Raw genomic sequence first — 1036 nt, 5'->3', positions numbered from 1 at the left:
GTCAGAAGTCAAACTCTTGCGCTTCTTGATGCAGTCGCTCATGGGGGAAACCCCCAAGACCGCGCTGCATCGCTTACAAAGGGTGTGAGACTTTTGTCATGTCCTAACTGCCCTGGCGACTGCTATACATAGAATTTTCCGGTGAATTATAACACACTGCTGCTAGATTGAAGACTGGATTGATCAACGAAGTGATTAACCGGAGTTGATATTACCCATATTGGTAAATTGGTCATTGAGCAAAAAATGCCTTAAATTCGTGATTGGGGTGCATAAAGTTGGGAATTTAGCAAGTTAATTCTGTAGTCAGCTTAAAAGACTGTCAGATTAAAAGACTATTGTTTCTGTTCTCTTCGTTCCATTAGCAGTTTCTACTTGTTTGCCCAAAACCCCATGACAGCAGTTATTCCTGTGGTGTGAAATTCATCCAAGTTGAACCAACAGCCCAGGCTACCAACGTTGTAACATCCTTGAGTTCCAATGTCTGTGGCTTGGGGGTAGAACTGGTGGAGTTGTTCATGGACCATGATCAATTCACCAACTGGCATTGTCTGTCAAGGACTTGAAAAATTTTCCAGTTATACCCCCATCAAAAATTCATTTACAACACAGTATGAACATCTCTGGTATTTCACTGAGGACTAACGCACTTCCTTGCCTCAGGGCTATTTTCAAGTCAGAAATTCATGGGCGTTTCGCCCACCACAAAGGAATCAAAATCTCTGTTCCCTATGCCATATTCCCTATAGTCAGATTAGCTTAATGCACTATATTCATGTTTTAGACATATGAAGTTACTGTTTGGTCGCCGCTCATCTCCTGTTGTCGAGCCTACTCAGGAAAAAACTTCAGGTTTGGGAACATTCGGTGGGGTCTATACTCCTTCGATTCTCACCATCCTGGGGGTTATTATGTACCTGCGCTTTGGTTGGGTACTTGGTAATGTTGGTTTAGTGGGTACCCTAATCATTGTTACCCTCTCCACCAGTATTACCTTTTTGACGGCTCTGTCTATTTCTGCGATCGCAACTGACCG

General features: G+C 43.1%; 1 protein-coding gene and 1 pseudogene. One reads left to right on the top strand and one right to left on the bottom strand.

Annotated elements, in window-relative coordinates; translation table 11 throughout:
- Positions 1 to 371 precede the first annotated feature (371 nt).
- A complete protein-coding gene (locus tag F6K37_RS44225) occupies positions 372 to 548 on the bottom strand; it encodes a hypothetical protein (RefSeq protein ID WP_287257458.1) in 177 nt (58 codons plus the stop codon).
- Between the two features lie 240 nt (positions 549 to 788).
- On the opposite strand from F6K37_RS44225, the pseudogene F6K37_RS44220 reads away from it, so the two are divergent.
- Positions 789 to 1036, top strand: a pseudogene (locus F6K37_RS44220) (Na-K-Cl cotransporter); the annotation flags it as partial.

The organism is Moorena sp. SIO4E2 (assembly GCF_010671945.1).
In the GTDB taxonomy this organism is placed as follows: Bacteria; Cyanobacteriota; Cyanobacteriia; order Cyanobacteriales; family Coleofasciculaceae; genus Moorena; species Moorena producens.
Note: the sequence above shows the minus strand (reverse complement) of the source record. Positions and strands in the feature narration are given on the sequence as shown.